General features: G+C 66.5%; 22 protein-coding genes and 1 pseudogene. 10 read left to right on the forward strand and 13 right to left on the reverse strand.

Going from position 1 to position 18,577, the window contains the following annotated elements; translation table 11 throughout:
* Positions 1 to 62 precede the first annotated feature (62 nt).
* The 3 genes from Q9316_RS05205 to Q9316_RS05215 form a co-directional block, all read right to left on the reverse strand.
* A complete protein-coding gene (locus Q9316_RS05205; protein WP_306034169.1) occupies positions 63 to 1,103 on the reverse strand; it encodes a serine hydrolase domain-containing protein in 1,041 nt (346 codons plus the stop codon).
* Positions 1,075 to 1,908, reverse strand: a complete 834-nt coding sequence (locus Q9316_RS05210) for an aldo/keto reductase (protein WP_306034170.1) — start codon at positions 1,906 to 1,908, stop codon at positions 1,075 to 1,077. The genes Q9316_RS05205 and Q9316_RS05210 overlap by 29 nt, the downstream gene beginning before the upstream one ends.
* A 69-nt stretch (positions 1,909 to 1,977) precedes the next feature.
* On the reverse strand, positions 1,978 to 3,171 hold the full coding sequence (locus Q9316_RS05215) for an MFS transporter (RefSeq protein WP_306034171.1): 1,194 nt from the start codon (positions 3,169 to 3,171) through the stop codon (positions 1,978 to 1,980).
* Between the two features lie 141 nt (positions 3,172 to 3,312).
* Between Q9316_RS05215 and Q9316_RS05220 the strand changes: the two genes are divergently transcribed.
* Entirely contained in the window at positions 3,313 to 4,206 is an 894-nt protein-coding gene (locus tag Q9316_RS05220; RefSeq protein WP_306034172.1) for a LysR family transcriptional regulator, read from the forward strand.
* Between the two features lie 4 nt (positions 4,207 to 4,210).
* Here Q9316_RS05220 and tam read toward each other — a convergent pair whose 3' ends face one another.
* The 4 genes and pseudogenes from tam to Q9316_RS05240 all read right to left on the reverse strand — a co-directional run bounded on the left by tam (position 4,211) and on the right by Q9316_RS05240 (position 7,468).
* Entirely contained in the window at positions 4,211 to 4,984 is a 774-nt protein-coding gene (tam, locus tag Q9316_RS05225; RefSeq protein WP_306034173.1) for a trans-aconitate 2-methyltransferase, read from the reverse strand.
* Between the two features lies 1 nt (position 4,985).
* Positions 4,986 to 5,636 (reverse strand): haloacid dehalogenase type II, encoded by a 651-nt coding sequence (locus Q9316_RS05230; protein WP_306034174.1) that lies wholly within the window; start codon positions 5,634 to 5,636, stop codon positions 4,986 to 4,988.
* A 247-nt stretch (positions 5,637 to 5,883) separates the two neighbouring features.
* Positions 5,884 to 6,924, reverse strand: coding sequence for a zinc-dependent alcohol dehydrogenase family protein (locus Q9316_RS05235; protein ID WP_306034175.1), 1,041 nt, complete (start codon positions 6,922 to 6,924; stop codon positions 5,884 to 5,886).
* A gap of 29 nt (positions 6,925 to 6,953) precedes the next feature.
* A pseudogene (locus tag Q9316_RS05240) lies at positions 6,954 to 7,468 on the reverse strand (GNAT family N-acetyltransferase).
* A 168-nt stretch (positions 7,469 to 7,636) separates the two neighbouring features.
* On the opposite strand from Q9316_RS05240, the gene Q9316_RS05245 reads away from it, so the two are divergent.
* Entirely contained in the window at positions 7,637 to 8,521 is an 885-nt protein-coding gene (locus Q9316_RS05245; protein ID WP_306034176.1) for a branched-chain amino acid aminotransferase, read from the forward strand.
* Between the two features lie 200 nt (positions 8,522 to 8,721).
* Here the strand turns inward: Q9316_RS05245 and Q9316_RS05250 are convergent, their stop codons facing one another.
* The gene (locus Q9316_RS05250) at positions 8,722 to 9,411 is read right to left on the reverse strand and encodes a TetR/AcrR family transcriptional regulator (RefSeq protein ID WP_306034178.1); all 690 of its coding nucleotides are present in this window, start codon (positions 9,409 to 9,411) and stop codon (positions 8,722 to 8,724) included.
* 191 nt (positions 9,412 to 9,602) lie between these two features.
* Between Q9316_RS05250 and Q9316_RS05255 the strand changes: the two genes are divergently transcribed.
* Complete coding sequence (locus Q9316_RS05255) at positions 9,603 to 10,079, forward strand: RidA family protein (protein ID WP_306034179.1); 477 nt, start codon at positions 9,603 to 9,605, stop codon at positions 10,077 to 10,079.
* Between the two features lie 80 nt (positions 10,080 to 10,159).
* Entirely contained in the window at positions 10,160 to 10,597 is a 438-nt protein-coding gene (locus tag Q9316_RS05260) for a VOC family protein (RefSeq protein WP_306034180.1), read from the forward strand.
* Between the two features lie 119 nt (positions 10,598 to 10,716).
* Here Q9316_RS05260 and Q9316_RS05265 read toward each other — a convergent pair whose 3' ends face one another.
* A complete protein-coding gene (locus Q9316_RS05265; RefSeq protein WP_306034026.1) occupies positions 10,717 to 11,685 on the reverse strand; it encodes an IS110 family transposase in 969 nt (322 codons plus the stop codon).
* Positions 11,686 to 12,009: 324 nt separating this feature from the next.
* A complete protein-coding gene (locus tag Q9316_RS05270) occupies positions 12,010 to 12,402 on the reverse strand; it encodes a hypothetical protein (RefSeq protein WP_306034181.1) in 393 nt (130 codons plus the stop codon).
* A gap of 263 nt (positions 12,403 to 12,665) precedes the next feature.
* On the opposite strand from Q9316_RS05270, the gene Q9316_RS05275 reads away from it, so the two are divergent.
* The 3 genes from Q9316_RS05275 to Q9316_RS05285 all read left to right on the forward strand — a co-directional run bounded on the left by Q9316_RS05275 (position 12,666) and on the right by Q9316_RS05285 (position 13,948).
* Positions 12,666 to 13,268: a superoxide dismutase gene (locus Q9316_RS05275; protein ID WP_306034182.1), complete on the forward strand. Its 603-nt coding sequence runs from the start codon at positions 12,666 to 12,668 to the stop codon at positions 13,266 to 13,268.
* A 117-nt stretch (positions 13,269 to 13,385) separates the two neighbouring features.
* Positions 13,386 to 13,643, forward strand: a complete 258-nt coding sequence (locus tag Q9316_RS05280; protein WP_306034183.1) for a CopG family ribbon-helix-helix protein — start codon at positions 13,386 to 13,388, stop codon at positions 13,641 to 13,643.
* Positions 13,640 to 13,948: a type II toxin-antitoxin system RelE/ParE family toxin gene (locus Q9316_RS05285; protein WP_306034184.1), complete on the forward strand. Its 309-nt coding sequence runs from the start codon at positions 13,640 to 13,642 to the stop codon at positions 13,946 to 13,948. Before Q9316_RS05280 ends, Q9316_RS05285 begins: the two co-directional genes overlap by 4 nt.
* Here Q9316_RS05285 and Q9316_RS05290 read toward each other — a convergent pair.
* Complete coding sequence (locus Q9316_RS05290) at positions 13,945 to 14,643, reverse strand: helix-turn-helix transcriptional regulator (RefSeq protein WP_306034185.1); 699 nt, start codon at positions 14,641 to 14,643, stop codon at positions 13,945 to 13,947. The genes Q9316_RS05285 and Q9316_RS05290 overlap by 4 nt on opposite strands.
* Positions 14,644 to 14,763: 120 nt before the next feature.
* On the opposite strand from Q9316_RS05290, the gene Q9316_RS05295 reads away from it, so the two are divergent.
* The 3 genes from Q9316_RS05295 to Q9316_RS05305 all read left to right on the forward strand — a co-directional run bounded on the left by Q9316_RS05295 (position 14,764) and on the right by Q9316_RS05305 (position 16,988).
* Complete coding sequence (locus Q9316_RS05295) at positions 14,764 to 15,399, forward strand: LysE family translocator (protein ID WP_306034186.1); 636 nt, start codon at positions 14,764 to 14,766, stop codon at positions 15,397 to 15,399.
* A 119-nt stretch (positions 15,400 to 15,518) separates the two neighbouring features.
* The gene (locus Q9316_RS05300; RefSeq protein ID WP_306034187.1) at positions 15,519 to 15,962 is read left to right on the forward strand and encodes a c-type cytochrome; all 444 of its coding nucleotides are present in this window, start codon (positions 15,519 to 15,521) and stop codon (positions 15,960 to 15,962) included.
* A gap of 117 nt (positions 15,963 to 16,079) precedes the next feature.
* Positions 16,080 to 16,988, forward strand: a complete 909-nt coding sequence (locus tag Q9316_RS05305; RefSeq protein ID WP_306034188.1) for a c-type cytochrome — start codon at positions 16,080 to 16,082, stop codon at positions 16,986 to 16,988.
* 234 nt (positions 16,989 to 17,222) lie between these two features.
* Here Q9316_RS05305 and Q9316_RS05310 read toward each other — a convergent pair whose 3' ends face one another.
* Together Q9316_RS05310 and Q9316_RS05315 are read right to left on the reverse strand one after the other, a co-directional pair.
* Positions 17,223 to 17,807 (reverse strand): DJ-1/PfpI family protein, encoded by a 585-nt coding sequence (locus Q9316_RS05310; RefSeq protein ID WP_306034190.1) that lies wholly within the window; start codon positions 17,805 to 17,807, stop codon positions 17,223 to 17,225.
* A gap of 12 nt (positions 17,808 to 17,819) precedes the next feature.
* Positions 17,820 to 18,317, reverse strand: a complete 498-nt coding sequence (locus Q9316_RS05315; protein ID WP_306034191.1) for a GNAT family N-acetyltransferase — start codon at positions 18,315 to 18,317, stop codon at positions 17,820 to 17,822.
* Between the last annotated feature and the right edge of the window lie 260 nt (positions 18,318 to 18,577).

Here is an 18,577-nt window from a genome sequence, read left to right on the forward strand (position 1 = left end):
TGCGCCGCGTTCGGGCGCATGCCTTCCATATCGGATCGCTCCGGTGGTTGGAAAGGGGTGGCTCAGAGGATGACGGCGATGAGCGCGCGCAGGATCTCGCCCATGCGCGCATGGCTGATGCCGTTGTCGACATCGGCGGCGCGGTGAACGACCACGAGATCGAGCGGCTTGACGATGATGATGTACTGGCCGCCCGCGCCGCTGGCGTAGAACAGCGGCCAGTCGGCATGGAGGCTGTCGCCCGGCGCGTTCGCCGCCGCCGTCCACCAGAGATAGCCGTAGCCGCGCCCGCCGCCGAGATCGCTGTGGGGCGTGACGCTCTCCTCCACCCAGCGCCGCGGCACGATCTGCTCCGCCTCCCAGCGGCCATCCTGCAGGAAGAGCACGCCGACGCGGGCGAGATCCCGGCCCGACAGGCGCATCTTGTAGACCGGGTGGCGCGATTGCGGGCCGGGCAGGTCGAAAATGTCCTCGGGCCGGAAATCCTGCATGCCGAGCGGTTCGGCCACCCGTTTCCGGAAAGCCTCGCAAAGCGTCCGCCCGGTCTGCTGTCGGTAGATCGTGCCGAGCACGTTGAAATCCCAGTTGTTGTAGTACCAGAACGTACCCGGCGCATGGCTGCCGCGGGCCGGCCTGTCGCGGTCGTCGCCGTAGACGCTGGGATGGTAGACGCCGGAGCGCGCGGCGAGGAGATCGGCGACGGTCGCCTGTTTCTCCCTGTCCGTCAGCGGTGCGAGGTCGTCGATGCCGAGGTCGCCGAGCGTCGCCGCAAGGTCGATGTCGCCCTCGGCGACGGCGATGCCGTAGAGGATGCCGATCAGCGACTTGCGCACGGAGGCGAGGCTGGAGCGGTGGGCATTGTGACCGCGCGCGAAGACGACCCGGCCGCCGCGGATCGCCAGCAGCGCCGTCGAGCCGCCTTGCGACAGCAGCGCGTCGAGAGCGTCAGATGCGGCCAGGGCGGTCCCTCCGGTTCGCAGAATCGTATGCCAAGTCTGGCATGCCCGCCGGCTTGACGGGAGGCTTTTCGGAAGGAGGTCTTCCGCAGCAGTGCCGCGGAAGACCGGTTCTGGGTCAGGCGGCCTTGTCCCAGGCCGGCGCAAGGCCTTCCGGGCTGACGATGCGGCCGTCCGGGCGGGCGAGCCTGTGGATGCGCATCATCTCGTCGTGCGTCAGCACGAAGTCGAACAAGGCGAGGTTTTCCGCAAGCCGGCTTTCCGTCGCCGTCTTGGTAAGGGTGACGACATCCGGCTGCTGCACCAGCCAGCGCAGCACGACCTGCGCCGCCGACTTGCCGTGCGCCGCGCCGATCTCGCGCAGCGCCGGGTCGCCGAGCACCTTGCCGTCGGCCATGGCGTAGTAGGCGGTGAGCGCCATGCCGTGAGTCCCGGCAGCTTCCAGCACCTTCGTCTGGTCGAGATAGGGATGGTATTCCACCTGATTGGTGGCGAGCGGCGCGGCGCTGAGGCGCACGGCCTCGGCCATCAGCGCGGTGTTGAAGTTGCTGACGCCGATATGCCGCGCCAGCCCGCGCTCGCGCACGGCGTTGAGTTCTCCGATCTGCTCGGCGAGCGGCACGGCATCGTTAGGCCAATGCAGCAGGAGGAGATCGACATGGTCGGTCTTCAGCTTCCTGAGGCTTTCCTCGACGGAAGCGGAAAAGGCATCCCTGCCGTAATGGGCGACCCAGACCTTTGTGGTGAGGAAGATGTTTTCGCGCCCGACGCCGGATGCGGCGATGGCCGCGCCGACGGCTGCCTCGTTCTCATAGATCTGGGCGGTGTCGACATGGGTGAAGCCGGCGGCAAGCGCCTTCGGCAGGATGGCGTGGACCTCGGCCTCCGGCATGCGGAACGTGCCGAAGCCGAGCTGGGGTATATGGGCGCCGTTGGCGTTGACGGTTTTCATGGAAGTCTCCTTGTGAGGTTGAGGACCCGCCGGAGCCGGGAGGGGGTGCGCCCCGGCGGGAAAAGGATTTCAGGCCGGCTGGCAGGCGGCGTCCGGCTGGCCGCGTTCGCGCCGGTCGAGCGCGCCGCTGAGAAGCGTGAGGCCGAGCGCGCCGGCGACGAGGATGGCGCCGACAAAGGGCGTTGCGCCAAGGCCGAGGGGCGAGGCGACGGTGAGCCCGCCGATCCACGCGCCCGCTGCGATGCCGAGGTTGAAGGCCGCGATGTTGAGCGCCGAGGCGACGTCCACGCCGGCCGGGCGGTGGCGCTTGGCCATATCGACGACATAGAGCTGGAGGCCCGGCACGTTGGCGAAGGACAGGAAGCCGAGCGCGGCGAGCGTGACGAGCGCAAGGACCGGCGAGGGCGCGGTGAAGGTGAACAGCACCAGCACGAGGGCCTGCAGCGCGAAGAGCACGACAAGCGCCTTCACCGGGTCGCGGTTCGCCGCCTTGCCGCCGACCACGTTGCCGAGCGCGATGGCCGCGCCGTAGAGCACCAGCACGAGGCTGACGGTGCTTTCCGCAAAGCCGGTGATCTCCTGCAGCAGCGGCGAGAGGAAGGTGAAGGTGACGAAGGTGCCGCCATAGCCGAGCGCCGTCATGGCGAACACGATGAGCAGGCGCCCGGAGCCGAGCACGCGCACCTGTTCCATCAGGCCGGCCGGCTCTTCCCGGCGCAGGTTCGCCGGCAGCAGCAGCGCGATGGCGGCGAGGGCGACAAGGCCGAGGCCGGCGACGGCGAAGAAGGTGGCGCGCCAGCCGAAGGTCTGGCCGATGACCGTGCCGAGCGGAACGCCGGTGACGATGGCGACCGTCAGGCCCATGAACATCATGGCGATGGCGGATGCGCGCCTGTCCGGCGTGACCAGATCGGCCGCGATGGTGGCGCCGACGGAGAAGAAGACGCCGTGCGCGAAGGCCGAGAGCACGCGGCCGGCAAGCAGCATGCCGTAGCTCGGCGCAAGTGCCGCAAGCATGTTTCCGGCGATGAAGAGAGCCATGAGGCCGACGAGCAGCGGCTTGCGGCCGAGCCTTCCGGTCAAGGCCGTGAGAACGGGCGCGCCGAACGTGACGCCGAGCGCGTAGACGGAGACGATGAGGCCGGCAAGCGGCAGGGTGATGTGAAGATCGGAGGCGACGGTCGGCAGCAGGCCGACGATCACGAATTCGGTGGTGCCGATCGCGTAGGCCGCGACGGTCAGGGCAAAGAGAGCGAGTGGCATGGCGTATCCCCGCGTCGGGCGTGGAGCCGGACGGATTGCTGGGTTGCGTTCCTGGTTCGGGGCGGAATATGGCGGCTGGCCGCTTGCGCGTTAATCCGGATGAGTGGATAAGAATATGTGAAGTAAATTCACAGGTGGCGCATGGACAACCGGGCGGGCGAAATGGAGGTCTTCGTCACGGCGGCGGAGCTGAAGAGCTTTTCCGCCGCGGGGCGAAAGCTGCGCCTGTCGCCCTCGGCCGTCAGCAAGCTCGTCACCCGCATCGAGGACCGGCTGGGCGCGCGGCTTCTCGTGCGCACGACGCGGCGGCTGGAATTGACGCCGGAAGGGGAGGTCTATCTCGGGCGGGCGCGGCGCATCCTGGCGGAGATCGCCGAGACGGAGCGCATCGTGGCGGAGGGCGCGAAAGTCGTGCCGCGCGGGCTGCTCAGGGTCAACGCCTCGGTCGGCTTCGGCGAGCGCTATATCCTGCCGCTCGTGCCCGACTTCCTGAGCCTCTATCCGGAAATCGAGCTGGACCTGACGCTGACGGACGGCGTCATCGACGTGATCGGCGAGCGCACCGACGTCGCCATCCGCTCCGGCCCCTTGCGCGATTCCTCGCTGAAGGCGCGCAAGCTGCTCGAAAGCCGCAAGGTCGTCATCGCTGCGCCGGCCTATCTTGCGAAAAACGGCATGCCGCAGCATCCCGCCGACCTTGCCGCGCACAATTGCCTGCGCTTCAATTTCCGCCGCAGCATGGACGACTGGCCGTTCCTCTCCGAGGACGGGCAGACCGTCGAGGCCCATGACATTGCCGGCAACATGCTGGTGTCCAGCGGCGCGATCCTGCGCCAGCTCTGCCTCGATGGGCTCGGCCTCGGCCGCATCGGCCGCTTCCATGTCGAGCCCGATATCGCCGCCGGCACGCTCGTGCCGGTGCTGGAGGCGTTCAATCCCGGCGATATCGAGGTCGTGCACGCCGTCTTCGCCGGCCACGAGCACCTGGCGGCGCGCATCCGGGCGTTCATCGATTTCCTGGTGGAGAAGATCTGAGCGATCAGCCCTTCACCGCCGTGATGAAAATCCGCGGAAACCGCAGCAGTCGGCGCCCATCGGCCATTGGGGCATAGGCTTTTGCGATGCGGCTTTCGTAGTCGGCGAGGAAGCCGGCGTGGTGTTCGGCGGGGATGCGGTCGAGATAGGGGCGCAGGCCCGTGCCCTTGACCCATTCGACGATATCGGCCGCCGTCGCCATCGGGTGGTTGTAGGCCGTATGCCAGACGTCGACGCGCGCCGCCTTCGGCCCCAGCGCATCGAAATAGGCGGACGGCGCGGGCAGCGGCTTGCGGCGCGGCGTGCCCTCGGCGAAGGCGTCGCGCCATGGGCCGGAAAGCGCGCTTTCCTCCATCAGGATGTGGGACGGCTCGGTCAGGTTGTCGGGCATTTGTACGGCGAGCACGCCGCCCGGGCGAAGGCCGTCCATCAGCCGCGCCAGCAGCGCCAGATGGTCCGGCAGCCACTGGAATACGGCATTGGCGAAGAGCAGGGCGGCCGGCTCGGGCGGGCGCCACGTCGCAAGGTCGCATTCCACGAAATCGACGCCCGGCAGGCGCCGGCGGGCGGCCTTCAGCATGTCGCCGGCATTGTCGACGCCCCGCACGCCGCGGCCGGGAAACCGCGCGACGAGCAGTTCCGTCGAATTGCCCGGCCCGCAGCCGAGGTCATGGACCATGCCGGCGACGAGGTCCGCCGGCACCTGGGCGAGGAGATCGCGGGCCGGACGCGTGCGCTCGTCCTCGAATTTCAGGTATTGCGCGGCGGACCAGGCCATTTCAGAGGCTCTCCAGCGAGGGCAGGATGAGGGCAGGGCCGAGGTCGAAATATTCGTCCGGCGCGTTGTTGCGGTTGATCCAGACCGTGCGGAAGCCGAATTTCGTCGCCCCCGCAATGTCCCAGCGGTTGGACGACTGGAACGACACGGCGTTGGGATAGAGCCGATAGCTGGTCGTCACGAGGTCGTAGACCGCGGGCGCGGTCTTGTAGGTCTTCAGCGCGTCGACCGAGAAGATGTCGTCGATCACCGTGTCGAGCGCCGCATTCTTCACCGCCGAGGCGAGCATGGCCGGCGAGCCGTTGGACAGGATCGCGATATGCGCGCCGCGCTGCTTCAGTGCCTTCAGCACGGCCGGTACCTCCGGATAGCAGTCGAGCTTCCAGTAGGCGTCGAGCAGCTTCTGGCGCAGCGCCGGATCGACGCCGCTTACGTGCTGGAACGTATAGTCGAGCGCCTGCTCGGTGAGCTGCCAGAAGTCGGCATAGGCGCCCATCAGCGCCCGCGTCCAGGAATATTCGAGCTGTTTTGCGCGCCAGATTTCCGAGAAGAGCTGGTAATTCGGCCCCACATCCCCCGCATGGCGGCGCACTGCCGCATGCACGTCGAACAGCGTGCCATAGGCGTCGAAGACATAGGCGGCGTGGGACATGGCGGCGATTCCTCATGGGTATTGTCACCGACGATTGGCGGGTATCGGCGGGGGAATGTCAATCAGGTGTGGAATGCATAAGACCCTCTCTGCCTGCCGGCATCTCCCCCACAAGGGGGGAGAAGGCTAGCCGCCTGCTCTTCCTTCCATTTTTCACGTCGAGCGTGCCGCGCGTTAAGTCCCTCCCCCTTGTGGGGAGGGGTTGGGGAGGGGTCTTCCTATGCGATAGTATTCCCGCCCCGCCCCCTCAGAACCGCGTGATCACGCTGATGCCGAGGTCCGTCGCCCTGTCCATCGCCATCAGCGCCGGCACGGCCTCCTCGAGGCTGATGTGGCGGCCGATGAGCTTCTGCGGCGCGAGCTTGCCACTTTCGATCATCGCCAGCATCGCGTCGTAGCGCCAGGCCTGCATGCCGTGGCTGCCGTAGATCTCCAGTTCGTGGCCGATGACCTGCGCCATGGGGATCTGCGGCGTCGCATGGTCGGCCAGCATCAGGCCGACCTGCACATGCCGCCCGCGCCGGCGCAGGTTGCGGATCGAGTTGAAGCAGGTGGCGGGCGAGCCGAGCGCGTCGATCGAGGCATGCGCCCCGCCGCCGGTGATCTCGCGCACCGCCTCGGCCACGTCGGCGACGCCACGCGCATCGATCGCCGCGACCGCCCCCATCTTCCTCGCGAAGTCCAGCTTTTCCGCGGAAATGTCGATGGCAACGGGATTGGCGCCCAGCGCGGCCGCGATCATGATGGCGGACAAGCCCACGCCGCCGCAGCCATGCACCGCCACCCATTCGCCGCCGGTCACCCGCGCCTGGTCGACGACCGCGCGGAAGGAGGTGGCGAAGCGGCAGCCGAGGCTGGCGGCGGTGGCGTAGTCGATCGCCTCCGGCAGGTGCACCAGATTGTGGTCGGCATGGTCGATCGCGACATATTCGGCAAACGAGCCCCAATGGGTGAAGCCGGGCTGGAACTGTTCCTCGCAGACCTGTTGGTTGCCCGAGCGGCACTCGCCGCAATGGCCGCAGCCGGAGACGAAGGGCACCGTCACCCGTTCGCCCTCGCGGAACCGCCGCACCGCCTTGCCGACGGCGACCACCGTGCCGGCAAGCTCGTGCCCCGGCACATGCGGCAGCCTGATATCGGGATCGTGCCCCATCCAGCCATGCCAGTCGCTGCGGCAAAGGCCCGTCGCCTCCACCTTGATCACCACGCCGCCCGTCGCCGGGGTCGGGTCGGGCAGCACCCGGATGTCAGGCGCCGCCTCGAAGGCCTCGTAATACATTGCGCGCATGCTTTCCCCCTTTTTCTAGGCGATCCGGGTCAGACGATCCGGCGCATCATCAGGATCTCGTCGATCTCGCGGCCCTCGTGCAGGAACCCGCCCGGAATGCGGCCTACCTCGCTAAAACCCCGCCGGCGGTAGAAGGCGAGCGCCGGGTCGTTCTCGATGCGACGGCGAGTTCCAGCTGGCGCAGGCCCATGCCGCGCGCGTGGTCGGTGACGGTCGCGAGCAGCTCGTCCGCCAGCGCGCGGCCCCGTTCCGCGGCGCGCACATAGACCATGATGACCGTGGCGCGGTGCGCCATCTTGCTGGAGCCGTTGCGCATCAGGCCTATCAGGCCGACCGGGTCGTTGCCGCGGAAGGCGGCGAAGAGGACGAGGTCGGCCAGAGTCATGCGCAGCGCGGCGTCCGAGCGCAGCGCAAAGTCCGCCGCCGTGCTGGCGAAGGCCGCCGGAGCCTCGCGCAGCGCCTCGAGGCGGATGGCGCGGAAGGGCACGACGTCATCGACGGTGAGGCGGCGGATGCGGGGCAGGTCGGCAGTTTCTGCGGTCATGGTCCTCTATCGCATGGTCCGCCGCGCCCCGCCAGAACGCCACTCATGATAAGACCTGATGCACCCATTCAACATCTTGAATGGACAAGAGGCGTCTGCTGTCGGAAGGCAGTTTCGACTTGACCCGTCCTTCCGGTCGGGCCTTGATGGGCGAAAAGGAGCTTGAAAATGCCAGTCGATACCTCACCACGCTCGACGACCTGGACCTTCGTGGACGGCGAATGGATCGCGGGCAACCCGCCGCTCATCGGCCCCACCTCGCATGCCATGTGGCTCGGCTCGACCGTGTTCGACGGCGCGCGCTGGTTCGACGGCATCGCGCCCGACCTCGACCTTCATTGCCAGCGCGTGAACCGCTCCGCCGAGGCGCTCGGCCTTGCGGCGACGATGCAGGCCGGGGAAATCGAGACGCTCGCCTGGGAGGGCGTGCAGAAATTCGACGGCAAGACCGCCATCTATATCAAGCCGATGTACTGGGCCGAGCACGGCTCGTCCACCAGCGTCGTCGCGCCGGATCCGGGCTCGACCCGGTTCGCGCTCTGCCTCTTCGAGGCGTCGATGGGCGATCCGAAGGCCGGCTCGTCGCTCACCGTCTCGCCCTTCCGCCGCCCGACGGTCGAATGCATGCCGACCGACGCGAAGGCGGGCTGCCTCTATCCCAACAATGCCCGCATGCTGGTGGAGGCGAGGAAACGCGGCTTCGACAACGCGCTGGTGCGCGACATGCTGGGCAATGTCGCCGAGACCGCCTCGTCCAACATCTTCATGGTCCGCGACGGCGTCGTCTTCACGCCCGCCGCCAACCGCACCTTCCTTGCCGGCATCACGCGCATGCGCGTCATCGGCCTCTTGAAGGAGGCCGGCTTCGAAGTGGTGGAAACCACGCTGGCGCTCGCCGATTTCCAGACCGCCGACGAGATCTTCACCTCGGGCAACTATTCCAAGGTGGTCCCCGTCACCCGCCTCGACGACCGCGACCTCCAGCCCGGTCCCGTCACCGCCAAGGCCCGCGACCTCTATTTCGACTGGGCGCATTCCAACGGCGATGCTTGAAGCATAAAGGACCCGGTCTGAAAGCTGCGTCCGGAATATGATTGGAAGAGTGCTTCCTGCCCCTTCTCCCCTCGGGGAGAAGGTCGCGGCAGCGGGATGAGGGGGTGGCGCCGACGCTGAAAAGTCGTGCAACCCCCTCATCCGACCCTTCGGGCCACCTTTTCCCCGAGGGGAGAAGGGGAAGGCGGCGACCTCGTACGCTATGCGGTAGTCTGTCCCTGAAGAGAGAGCCCGTCGAGCAGGAAGCCGAGGCCTTTCCGGAAGACTCCGTCCCAATCGTCCTCCTGCAAGAGGCCGGAGCGCTCGATCGCCGGATGCTGCCCGCCGGGCTGCGCAAGGCGCTGCTGCGCATCGGCCCTGTCCTTGGCGGAGAGGTCGAAGCTCGACCGCGTGATGGTCGCGCCCATGACATAGTTCCAGAACGACCATATGGCGGCGTTCAGGTCCGCCTCCGCCACGCCGGCCTTCGACAAGGTCATGCTCAGTCGTTCCAGCCGGGCGAGGGCATTGCGGCCGAGCACCTGGCGCGGCAGGAGCGATGCCGACCAGGGATGGCGAAGCATGACGGCGCGCCAGTCCTCGAGCAGGTGAAGCACCTCGTCGCGCCAGTCCGAAGGCCCGGCCATGTCCGGCGGCCGGCGATAGTCGAGCACGCAATCGAGCGCCAGCGCAAGCACGTCCTCCTTGTTGTCGACATGCCAGTAGAGGCTCATCACGCCCGCGCCGATGTGATCGGCCAGCCGGCGCATCGTCAGGCCGCCGACGCCCTCGGCGTCCAGCAGCTCCACGGCGGCAGTGACGATGCGTTCGCGGGAGAGAGGCGGCTCGGCACGCGGCTCCTGCACGGTCTCGGGCCGCTTCTTCCGGGTGCTGCTGCGCTTGGCTGTCATCCGTCTTCCCTGCTGTTCACGACACCATTTTGACCGGCAACACGACGAATGTCGATCTTTTCCGATTGACTCGTACATTGTACCATACGACAACTCGTGCAGCGTACGAGTCAATCCTTTCGACAAGGCGAGGCTCGTTCCTGCCGGCCGCGAAGGGCATCGCCCGCAGCCGGCAAAACCGGGAGAAAACCATGTCACGCGCAATCAGGCATCTGCTCATCGGAGGGCTATTCATCATGACCACGGCACTTTCCACCGCGGCGTCAGCGAACAGGCTGACCATCGTCAACCCGAAGGCGCTGGGCGACCCGACGCAGAACGGCTACAGCACGGCGGTGATCGTGCCCGCCGGCGCCCGGGTGGCCTATATTTCGGGGCAGGGCGGCCAGGACGGCGCCGGGGCCTTGTCGCCCGACTTCGCCGCGCAGGTCGGGCAGGCCTACGCCAATCTGCGCACCGCGCTCGACGCGGTGGGCGCAAGGCCGGATCAGGTCGCTAAGCTCACGGTCTACGTGGTGGACCACGACATGTCCAAGCTCGGCGTGCTGACCCGGAACGTCAAGGAGATGTTCGGCGAAACGCTGCCGGCCCAGACCCTGGTTCCCGTTCCCAGGCTCGCGATCGACCCCATGCTGTTCGAGGTGGAGGCGGTCGTCGTCCTCGACTAGCCGGTCGAACCGTCCCGGGCACCCGTTGTTGGACCGGCCGGCAGACTGTAGATTGCGGCATCAGCTCGGAGGATGGACGCATGGCGCTCAAGCGGATGGACAATATCGGCATCGTGGTCGAGGACCTCGATGGGGCGATCGATTTCTTTCGCGAACTCGGCCTCGAACTCGAAGGACGCGCGATGGTCGAAGGGGAGTGGGCCGGACGTGTCACCGGCCTCGGCGACCAGCATGTCGAGATCGCCATGATGCGCACGCCGGACGGGCACAGCCGTCTGGAACTCTCCCGCTTCCTGAGGCCGGCCGTCGTCGCCGATCACCGCAAGGCCCCGGTCAACGCGCTCGGCTACCTGCGCGCCATGTTCACCGTCGACGACATCGACGATACGCTTGCAAGGCTCGGCGCACACGGCGCCGAGCTGGTCGGCGAGGTCGTCCGCTACAAGGACGTCTATCGGCTCTGCTATATCCGCGGGCCCGAGGGACTGCTCATCGGCCTCGCGCAGGAACTCGGCTGATCCGGTTCGAGGCCCATTCCACATAGGCGTCGCGTTCGCGTTGAGGCACGACGCCGCTTCCCCTTCTCCCCTCGGGGAGAAGGTGGCCCGAAGGGTCGGATGAGCATCTGTGTTGAAGGTCAAGGTGGATTTGGCGTCCAGCATCGATTTTGGGTAAGAAGCGTGTTGGCGAGGACGACGAGTTTTCGCATGACGGCGGTGAGAACGACCTTGGCCTGCTTTCCGTTGTCCTTCAGCCGTGTGGCGAAGGTTTTCATATCCGGATTGTAGCGGCAGGCCGACAGCGCCGCCATGTAGAGGGCGTTGCGCGGCGTCTTGCGGCCGCCACTGATCGAGCGCTGCCCCTGGCGCGCGCCACTGTCGTTGGCGATCGGCGCCAAGCCGGCCAGCATGGCCGCCTGCTTGGCATTGCAGTGCCCCAACTCGCTCAGGCCGATGACCAGGCAATGAGCCGTGACGGCGCCGACGCCGGGAACGGAGGTCAGGATTTCCACCCTGCGGCAAAGCTCGGGATCCTCGGCGATGCGCTGGGCGATCTCCTTGTCCAAGCTTTCGATATGCCGCTGCAAGGCTATGACCAGCTTGCCGAGCTGCTGGCGCAGGAAAGCACTATCCGTCGCTTTCAGGCGGTTCTTGTGCGCCGCCAGATCGGCTGCGGCCGCGCAGCGCGCATTGATCAGTTCGCCAAGTGTTTCCAGAAGCTTGTCGGGAGGCGCGGTGGGCGCTGGCTGCTGCATTTGCGAGAGAATGGCGAGAAAGCGGGCATCCAGCCGATCGGTCTTGGCCAAGTGGCCGCAGGCTCTGGCGAACATGCGGGCGCGATACGGATCGACGATAGCGACCGGAAAGCCGCTCTCATGCAGACTGCGATGGGCCAGTCGGTGAAACTTGCCCGTCGCCTCCATCACGATAGAGGCCGGCTGCAGCCCGCGCAGTAGCCGCTTCAGCGCTTGCAGCCCGGCCTTGCCATTGGCGAGCCTGAGGTCGCGGCCCAGCGGATGCAAATGAATGTCGAGCCACTCTTTACAGACATCGACACCGACATAAACTGGTGCCGCGTTTGGTTTTGACGATACCTTGCCTTGCATGCGGGACTTGCTCCCCATCATCTGTTCAGGACAAACGCGAAGGACGGCCGGACCAAGCTCATCCCCGGTTCAAGCCAAGGGGGTCGCGGTCCCGACCGTCCGCACTCCGGCGGATGGCCATCCGCCGGAGTGCGCATCGATCATCAAGCAATCAATGCAAAATGAACATGCAAGGGGGCGGTCGCTTCGCCTTCGGCGCCCCCCTCATCCCGCTGCCGCGACCTTCTCCCCGAGGGGAGAAGGGAAACATGGCGTCCCCCGGCTTTTATATATGCGACGGTTGGAGCTGGGGCGCCACAAAAGCCGTGGTCAGAAGCGTGACGCCTATTCCTGCCCTGCCGCATCCTCCGTCTTGTTGTCGCCGGTCGCCGCGCGCTCCTTCGCGGCGGCCTCGCGTTCGCTCTCGCGCACCACATGCAGGAATTCGGCGGCGATGGGGGGCGAGACTTCCACGGTCTTCTTCTGCTTGTCGTAGATGCAGACATAGGTGATCTGGCTCTTCGATTCCGGCGAAAGCCCCTCGATGGCGGCGATGCCGAAGGACTGCGTGCCCGTCGGCTCGACGAAGACGCTCGGCGTGCCGAGTGCTTCCGGCAGGCTGGCAAGGCAGCTTTTCTCCACGTCGGCACGGAATTCCTCCCAAGCATCAGGCGCGGAGGCGTGGGCGAGCGGGGTGGCGAGCGAGAGGCAGAGGACGGCAAGCGGGATGGCGCGCATGGAAAACTCCGGGTTGGCGGGAAGGGACGAAATGTCCCGAATCGGGCGGATGTTCCCTTCACCCTTGATCTGACAGGAAAAACCGGAAGGATTTTGTCGCATGCCGGGAAAATTTGGAAGGCGGGCGGTTGCCTCTTCCGGTTGCCGATCCTATGTTCCGCTCACGGATTTCCTTCATAAAATTCCGTCGCCAGAGCAATTCCGGCAAAGCGGCCCAGCCATTTTGCATCCGGAGTTGCGGCAAACAAAGAGGAGACACCACGATGGCTTTCGAACTTCCGCCGCTTCCCTATGATTACGACGCGCTTTCGCCCTTCATGTCGCGCGAGACGCTCGAATATCACCACGACAAGCACCACAAGGCCTATGTCGACAACGGCAACAAGCTGGCGGAAGAAGCCGGCCTCGCGAACCTCTCCCTCGAAGAGATCGTCAAGAAGTCCTACGGCACCAACCAGGGCCTCTTCAACAATGCCGGCCAGCACTACAACCACGTCCATTTCTGGAAGTGGATGAAGAAGGGCGGCGGCGGCAAGAGCCTGCCGGGCGCCCTTCAGAAGGCGATCGACAGCGATCTCGGCGGCTATGACAAGTTCAAGGCCGATTTCGTCGCCGCCGGCACGACGCAGTTCGGCTCCGGCTGGGCCTGGCTCTCCGTCAAGGACGGCAAGCTCGCCATCTCCAAGACCCCGAACGGCGAGAACCCATTGGTGCACGGCGCGGAACCGATCCTCGGCGTCGACGTGTGGGAACACTCCTACTACATCGACTACCGCAACGCCCGCCCGAAATACCTCGAAGCCTTCGTCGACAGCCTGATCAACTGGGACTACGTCCTGGAGCGCTACGAAGCCGCCGCGAAGTAAGCCCGCCGGCTTTTTCGAGTTTGCGAGACCCCGGCCGGGAACGGCCGGGGTTTTTCGTTTTTGCGCAGGTGGGTGGCGTTGTGCTACTATGTACACAAAACAGCACAGGTGACCGCCATGAGCAGCACGACGATGACGATCCGCGTCAGCGCGGACATCAAGGAAAAGCTCGACAGGCTTGCGGCCGACACGCGCCGCAGCCGTTCCTTCCTCGCGGCCGAAGCGGTCTCGGCCTATGTCGCCCGGGAGCTGGCCATCGTCGAGGGCATCAACGAAGGGCTGGACGATGTGCGCAACGGGCGGACGGTTCCGCATGACGAGGCCATGTCCGAGCTTGCGTCCGTGATCGAGGCGGCCGGGCGCGACCGGTCTTGAAGCGGCCCGTCCGGTGGTCCCGTGCGGCGCTTGACGACCTGAAACAGCAAATCCGCCACATCGCCAAGGACGATCCTGTGGCGGCGCGATCGGTTGCCGGGCGCATCGACGCGGCGGCTACCCTCTTGGGCGAACGCGCCGTCGGACGGCCCGGTCGGGTCGGCGGGACCTACGAGAAATCGGTGAACGGTCTTCCCTATGTCATCGCCTATTGCATGGACATGGCCGAGGGGCGGGAAACCCTGTTCATCCTGCGCGTCATCCATACGGCACGGCAATGGCGACGCGAGGAATGGCCGGACTAGGACGCCGCCTGCCCATTCTCCGCCCAGCCGGAAATCCACACCTGCCGCAGTCCGTCGCCCTCGCCGCGGAAATGCGTGCCCGTCAGCGCGCAGGCTTCCACCCGGTCGGCGCGGAAGTTGCGGATCGCCGTGCGCAGCTCGCACCAGGCGACGATGTTCGCCGTCTGCGAATAATAGATGAGGGCGACCGGGCGGATGGTGCGCTCGGTGGCGCGGCCGTATTCGTCGCGATAGTCGATGAGCAGTTTCTCCTCGTCGCGGATCGCCCGGCGCACGGTGGCAAGGTCGATGCCCTCGGGCTGGGCCGGCGTGGTGCCCCAGGCGTGCAGCGCGCGGGCGGAAAACGTCTGGCGCAGCGGCGGCGGCACGGCGCCCGCGATCTTGTCGCCCACCCTTTTCGCGGCGGCGCGCAGGTCCGCATCGCCGGTGCGCTCCAGAAGCGCCAGCGCCAGCACCACCGCTTCCGTCTCCTCGATGGAGAACATCAGCGGCGGCAGGTCGAAACCCGGGCGCAGGATATAGCCGATACCGCGCTCGCCCTCGACCGGCACGCGCATCGCCTGAAGCGCCGCGATGTCGCGGTAGATCGAGCGCACCGTCACCTCCAGCCGCGCGGCGATATCGGCGGCCGTCACCGGATGGCGGGCGAGCCGCAGGATCTGGATGATCTCGAAAAGCCGCGATGCCTTGCGCATGGTTTCTCCGTCACAACTGACACATCCCTGTCAGTTGGCCCTCTGTATAGCACGCTTCAAGCGCTTGAAACAAAAGGCGGCATCCGGCCGCGGCGCGAAAGAAGGCGACGGCCAACTGACATGACCTATAGCGAAAACCTCTGGCTCTATTTCCTCCTCGTCTCCGGCATCGTCATCGTGCCGGGCATGGACATGGTCTTCGTGCTGGCGAGCTCCCTGTCCGGCGGCCGGAAGGCGGGGCTCTCGGCGACATTCGGCATCATGGCGGGCGGCCTGGTGCACACGCTGTACGCCGCGCTCGGCGTCGGCATGCTCCTGTATTTCGCGCCCAAACTCTTCGATGCGCTGCTGATCGTCGGCGCGGCCTATGTCGCGTGGATCGGCTGGCAGCTCTTTCGCAGCTCCATCGTGGTCGACACGGTGGGCAGCCTCGACCGGCGCGGGCTCGTCACGCGGTTCCGGCAGGGTGCCTTGACCAGCCTGATGAACCCGAAGGCCTATCTCTTCATGCTGGCGGTCTTCCCGCAGTTCCTGCGGCCGGAATTCGGCCCCGTCTGGCGCCAGGCGCTCGTCATGCTGCTCGTGACCTGGGTGACTCAGCTCGCCATCTATGGCGGGCTGGCGCTCGCCGCCGCCCGCAGCCGCGACGCTCTCGTCGCCAGCCCCGCCGCCACCCGCTTCATCGGCCGCGCCGCAGGTGTGCTGCTCGTCGCTATCGCGGTGCTTACGGTGTGGCGGGGCTGGAGCATGACTTGACGCAGTCTTTCTGTCCTCAAAAAGATTTTACTTTCATCGACTTCCTAAAATGCAATCATGCCGGCGCATCGTAAACCGGCGGCGCGGAATCAACCGGCCGCCTGAAAAGGGAGTTGTCGATGAGGTTCAGGACTTTGGCGGCCGCGGCCGCGCTTGCGGCCCTTGGCGCGGGCGCCGTCGTGGCGGCGGACGAGCCACAGGTCGTCCGCCAGGAGATGATGAAGAAGGTGGGCGGCGCCATGGGCGCGCTTGCAGGCATCGCCAAGGGCGAGAAGCCCTACGACGCGGAGATCGTCAAGGCATCGCTGACGACGATGAGCGAAGTGGCGAAGGCCTTCCCGGACCAGTTCCCGGCCGGCTCCGAGGCGGGGTACGAGACCGAGGCGAAAGCCGAGATCTGGGAGAAGATGGACGACTTCAAGGCCAAGTCCGCCAAGTTAGGCACGGATGCCGAAACCGTGCTCGCCGGCATGCCGGCGGACCAGGCGGCGGTCGGCGCCGCGCTCAAGACGATCGGCTCCAATTGCGGCGGCTGTCATGAGGTCTACCGCGTCAAGAAATAGACGCGGTAGGCCGGCTCCCAGGAAGAGATGCCGACTGCCCCGGCGCGCGCCGCCGGGGCGGCGGCTTTGCGTTTCAGGCCGCCGCATCATCGCGCGGCCGGAAAAAGGGAATGGTTCATGGCATTCAAGAAAATCCTCGGCGCCGTCGTGGTGCTCGGCGCGCTCGGCGCGGGCGCGTTCCTCTTCGTCACGGCGCCCGAGCGGCTGCCGGCCGAGACCTGGGCGTCGGCGGGCGAGCCGGACCTTGCCAATGGCGAGCGCATCTTCCATGCCGGCGGCTGCGTGAGCTGTCATGCCGCGCCCGGCGCACCCGACGACCAGAAGCTGGTGCTCGCCGGCGGCCTTGCGCTGAAAAGCCCGTTCGGCACCTTCCATGCGCCGAACATCTCGCCCGACGAGACGGCGGGCATCGGCGCGTGGACGCTGGCGGAGTTCGGCGATGCCATGATGCGCGGCACGGGCCGGGACGGCGAACACCTCTATCCGTCCTTCCCCTATGCCTCCTATGCCCGCATGACGGTGAAGGACGTCGTTGACCTCTACGGCTACCTGAAGACGCTGCCGAAGAGCGCGAACGTCGCGCCGGACCATGAATTGCCGTTCCCGTTCAACATCCGCCTGGCGCTGGGCGGCTGGAAATTCCTCTACCTCAACGACGCCCCGCGCGTGGAGTTGGCCGATGCCGACGACGCGGTCAAGCGCGGCCAGTATCTCGTGGAAGGGCCGGGGCATTGCGGCGAGTGCCATACGCCCCGCGACATGCTCGGCGGGCTGAAGACCGGCCAGTGGCTGGCCGGCGGGCCGAACCCGGAAGGCGAGGGGCGCATCCCCAACATCACCCCGGCCGAAGGCGGTTTCGGAAGCTGGAGCGTGGGCGACATCGTCAGCTATCTCGAAACCGGCTTCACCCCGGAATTCGACAGCGTCGGCGGCGCGATGGTCTCGGTGCAGAAGAACATGGCGCTCCTGCCGAAGGAAGACCGCGAGGCGATCGCGGCCTATCTGAAGGCAGTCCCGGCGCATTGAGGCGGCTGGCCGGGGAGGTTACCGGTGGCCCTTATGTCCCTGCTGAGACTATCTTTCCGAGGGTGGATGAGCGATAGACTATCGCAAAATGCCCCTCTCTGCCTGCCGGCATCTCCCCCACAAGGGGGGAGAAAGGCTAGCAGCCTGCTTTTCCCTCGATTTTTGAATGCCGAGCGTGCCGCGCGTTAAGTCCCTCCCCCTTGTGGGGAGGGGTTGGGGAGGGGTTTTCTTCTCTCAGGCCTTCGCCTGCCGATGCTCATCGCCATAGAGGGCGAGATAGTCGATGAGTTCGGCCGAGCCGAGGCCGATCGCGTCGAGGATTTCGCGGGCGAAGGTGACGGGCGCGGCGCCGGAGGCGGTGATGATGCCATGGTCGCGCACTGCCTGCGGCTGGTCGCGGTAGTGGGCTTCGCCGCGATAGGCGGGCACGACTTCCGGCAGTTGTCCGGGATAGTTGCCGGTATGCGCCCGCGCGTCGAGCAGCCCGAGGCGGCCGAGCGCCAGCGTGGCGTCGCAGATCGCCGCGACCGGCTTTCCCGCCGCCACGAAACGCCCGACCGGAGCCGAAAGGTCGGGCACGGCGTCGGATTGCCAGATCGTGCCGCCACACAGCACCAGCACGTCGAAGTCGTCGGGCGAGGCGTCCTCCGCCTTGCCGGCGGACCTGACCGAAACGCCGCCGAGCGAGGCGACGTCCGCCCCGCCGGGCGTCAGCACCACGGTTTCCGCCCCGCATTCATGCCGCGCCGTCGCCATCAGCAGCCCGCATTCCCAGTCGGCATAACCCTCGGTCAGCACGATCGCCAGTCGCTTCGTCATCGTCGTCGTCCCTCAGCCGAGTGCCTGAACGTAGCGCATGCCGGTCACCGGGCCCGCCCGGAAATTCATCTGCTCGTAGAAGCGGTGCGCGCCGAAATTGCCGGTCGCCGCGCTCACCGAGAGGTAGCCGCAGCCGGAGATGCGGGCATGCTCGCGGGCACGCGACACCAGATGGCGGCCGATGCCGTGGCCGCGATGGCCGTCACGCACGAAGATCTGGTGCAGTTCCATGCCGCGCAGGCCTTCGAGGGCGCGGTACATCGGAACGAGCAGCGCGTAGCCGATCAGCCGGCCGCCGGCTTCCGCGACGAGGGCATTGATCCAGGGATTGGCGCCGAACAGGTCGCGGTCGAGATCGACGGCGGAAATCTTCGCCGTGTCGCCATGGCACTCCGCGTGCAGCGCGATCATGTCGAGGATCTGCTGCAGGTCGCCCGGGCGCGCGGTGCGGATGGTCAGCATCGGCGGCCGGTCGGCGTGGGGCTCAAGCTTGATGACGGTATTGTGCATTTCGGGCTCCTTCGGTTTTCTGCCATCAGGTGCCCTAGAAACAACAAAGCCGCCTGATGGCGGCTTGTTGACATGATCGAACAGCCGCTCCCTATCGGAACAGCCAAAAATACGTTGCGGCGATGTGCGTGCTCTTGATCATGGGCGCGATATTCTCCCTTTCGCGCGGTTTGTCAATCGGGTTTTTCGGTGCCGCGTCGTGGTAATTGAAGACCCCTCCCTAATCCCTCCCCACAAGGGGGAGGGACTTAATGCGCGGC

Source organism: Shinella zoogloeoides (genome assembly GCF_030733845.1).
In the GTDB taxonomy this organism is placed as follows: Bacteria; Pseudomonadota; Alphaproteobacteria; order Rhizobiales; family Rhizobiaceae; genus Shinella; species Shinella zoogloeoides_C.

Bases quoted from the DNA above. Each gene is read 5' to 3' on its own strand.
- Q9316_RS05255 (WP_306034179.1), top strand. From the start codon at position 9,603: ATGTCACGCGCAATCAGGCATCTGCTCATCGGAGGGCTATTCATCATG.
- Q9316_RS05245 (WP_306034176.1), top strand. From the start codon at position 7,637: ATGCCAGTCGATACCTCACCACGCTCGACGACCTGGACCTTCGTGGAC.
- Q9316_RS05300 (WP_306034187.1), top strand. From the start codon at position 15,519: ATGAGGTTCAGGACTTTGGCGGCCGCGGCCGCGCTTGCGGCCCTTGGC.
- Q9316_RS05235 (WP_306034175.1), bottom strand. From the start codon at position 6,924: ATGCGCGCAATGTATTACGAGGCCTTCGAGGCGGCGCCTGACATCCGG.
- tam (WP_306034173.1), bottom strand. From the start codon at position 4,984: ATGGCCTGGTCCGCCGCGCAATACCTGAAATTCGAGGACGAGCGCACG.
- Q9316_RS05315 (WP_306034191.1), bottom strand. From the start codon at position 18,317: ATGCACAATACCGTCATCAAGCTTGAGCCCCACGCCGACCGGCCGCCG.
- Q9316_RS05295 (WP_306034186.1), top strand. From the start codon at position 14,764: ATGACCTATAGCGAAAACCTCTGGCTCTATTTCCTCCTCGTCTCCGGC.
- Q9316_RS05220 (WP_306034172.1), top strand. From the start codon at position 3,313: ATGGACAACCGGGCGGGCGAAATGGAGGTCTTCGTCACGGCGGCGGAG.
- Q9316_RS05305 (WP_306034188.1), top strand. From the start codon at position 16,080: ATGGCATTCAAGAAAATCCTCGGCGCCGTCGTGGTGCTCGGCGCGCTC.
- Q9316_RS05270 (WP_306034181.1), bottom strand. From the start codon at position 12,402: ATGCGCGCCATCCCGCTTGCCGTCCTCTGCCTCTCGCTCGCCACCCCG.
- Q9316_RS05310 (WP_306034190.1), bottom strand. From the start codon at position 17,807: ATGACGAAGCGACTGGCGATCGTGCTGACCGAGGGTTATGCCGACTGG.
- Q9316_RS05275 (WP_306034182.1), top strand. From the start codon at position 12,666: ATGGCTTTCGAACTTCCGCCGCTTCCCTATGATTACGACGCGCTTTCG.
- Q9316_RS05260 (WP_306034180.1), top strand. From the start codon at position 10,160: ATGGCGCTCAAGCGGATGGACAATATCGGCATCGTGGTCGAGGACCTC.
- Q9316_RS05210 (WP_306034170.1), bottom strand. From the start codon at position 1,908: ATGAAAACCGTCAACGCCAACGGCGCCCATATACCCCAGCTCGGCTTC.
- Q9316_RS05250 (WP_306034178.1), bottom strand. From the start codon at position 9,411: ATGACAGCCAAGCGCAGCAGCACCCGGAAGAAGCGGCCCGAGACCGTG.
- Q9316_RS05230 (WP_306034174.1), bottom strand. From the start codon at position 5,636: ATGTCCCACGCCGCCTATGTCTTCGACGCCTATGGCACGCTGTTCGAC.
- Q9316_RS05215 (WP_306034171.1), bottom strand. From the start codon at position 3,171: ATGCCACTCGCTCTCTTTGCCCTGACCGTCGCGGCCTACGCGATCGGC.
- Q9316_RS05265 (WP_306034026.1), bottom strand. From the start codon at position 11,685: ATGCAAGGCAAGGTATCGTCAAAACCAAACGCGGCACCAGTTTATGTC.
- Q9316_RS05290 (WP_306034185.1), bottom strand. From the start codon at position 14,643: ATGCGCAAGGCATCGCGGCTTTTCGAGATCATCCAGATCCTGCGGCTC.
- Q9316_RS05280 (WP_306034183.1), top strand. From the start codon at position 13,386: ATGAGCAGCACGACGATGACGATCCGCGTCAGCGCGGACATCAAGGAA.